General features: G+C 36.5%; 1 protein-coding gene. It reads right to left on the reverse strand.

Annotation, left to right across the window (positions count from 1 at the left end):
* Positions 1 to 255: 255 nt before the first annotated feature.
* On the reverse strand, positions 256 to 1,533 hold the full coding sequence (locus H344_RS0116695; protein WP_026811314.1) for a mechanosensitive ion channel family protein: 1,278 nt from the start codon (positions 1,531 to 1,533) through the stop codon (positions 256 to 258).
* Between the last annotated feature and the right edge of the window lie 473 nt (positions 1,534 to 2,006).

Raw genomic sequence — 2,006 nt, forward strand, 5'->3', positions numbered from 1 at the left:
GAAAAACGAAGGTACGGTGTACCTTTGGTTGAGGAGCCAGGAGTAGCGTGGGACAAGAATTCTAAATCATTCAGTTATTTTATGACGAAGGCCGAATTCTTTTGATTTTAACAATTGAAGAGAAGTAATATCAAATATTGTAGCAAAGAGTCATATCATCAGGTATTCCCGCGATTAGCGGGGGAGGTACTGAACACTGTTTACTGAACCGTATTGTTAATTGATTATTGCTAATTGTTAACTGTAAAAAACTTACTACTGAATACTGCTATCTTGCTGTTCCGGGTTTGGGTTAGTGATATAGGTGGTGGGGTATTCAAATATTTTTAGATCGAAATAGGAAATGGAAGCAAGGAGATGGTCGAATATATCGGACATCACATTTTCGTAAATTGCCCATCTTTTGTCGGAACTAAAGGCATAAATTTCTAAGGGGATTCCCTGGGGAGTCGGACTTAATTGGCGTACCATCAATGTCATTTTCTGATTTACTCCTGGGTGGTTCTTTAAATACTGTGTGGTGTATTCTCTAAACACTCCAAAATTGGTCATGTTGCGACCATTAACAGGTACCTCGCGATTAAATTGGTGCTTCTGATTAAAGTCATCTATTTCTTTTTCTCGTTTTTCAATATAAGGTTCTATAAGTTGAATCTTTCGTAGAACCTTTAAATCTTCTTCGGTAAGGAAGCGAATGCTTTTCTGACAAATGGCTAATGATCTTTTTATACGTCTTCCGCCAGAGGTTTCCATACCCCTCCAGTTTTTAAAAGAGTCGGATATTAAGGCATAGGTAGGTATGGTAGTAATGGTCTTATCAAAATTCTGCACCTTCACCGTTGCCAGGGTAATTTCCGTTACGTCTCCATCGGCACCGTACTTTTGAAAGGTAATCCAATCCCCAATTCGGACCATATCGTTAATACTCACCTGGATACTGGCTACAAATCCTAAAATAGAATCCTTAAATATTAACAGGATTACGGCAGAGGCTGCTCCTAAAGCAGTAAAATAGGCCCATACCGTGGTTTCTGTGATAATAGCAAATATGGTAAGTATCCCCATTAGCCAGGCAAAAATGATAAATACCTGTATATAACTATCCACAGGTTTGTCTTTGAACCTTGATAATGTTTTTAGGTGGTCATTGATACTTCTAAAAATACTTTTTACGATAATAAGGGTAAGTACTACCACACTGACTCGTAGTAGTTTTTCCATAAAGCTTTCCCAGAAAGGGAAATCTGAAAAAATTAAAGGAACAAATTCCACCAACATCATCAAGGGGATAACGCGGGCGAGGAATCGTGGGACTTTGTGAGCCACCAAATAGTTATCGAAATTGGTCTTTGTTTGTCTTGCAATTCGCACTGAAAATCCTCTTAGAATCTTCCAAATGAAAAAATCTAAAAGAGCAGCTATAAATAGCAGTATAACAAGGAGTAGAATAAGATTGATATAGGCAGCCACCGTTTCGGTCATTCCTAGTTTTAATAGATATTCTAAAACGAGGTCCTTAAAATTTTCAACCATTTTTATAAATCGATTTATTGTGTTCTTTGCAAAAATAGGACTTGAAAGAGATAATGTGAAATATAATCTATATTGGTTTTATGTATTATGGATTGTGTTATTTACGTGAGAGTATGTTTGTATTTCATAATAGCGCTTATTAACTACGCTATGGGGTGTCTTTCTTGCTTTTAGTGTTTGTTCATTTTACTCAATTGGTTCTTAATTGATTTTTATCGGTTTTCGTGAATCTGCGATTTAGTTCATTGGGTTTTATTTGTTTTTCAAAGGAATTCATGAACCTCCTTTGTCGGTTTCTTTGCTTATCCGATGAAACCGACGTAAGAGGTTAATGAATACATTAATGTAAAAATAATAGACAATGAATAAAACGAACCCAACTAAGGTACCGGAGTACCTTATGTTTAGAGGAGCCAGCTGTAGCGTTGGACTTTAATGTATTAGCTTATTAGGATGTGAAATCTACACGGCCG

Source organism: Arenibacter latericius DSM 15913 (assembly GCF_000424985.1).
GTDB classification, from domain to species: Bacteria; Bacteroidota; Bacteroidia; order Flavobacteriales; family Flavobacteriaceae; genus Arenibacter; species Arenibacter latericius.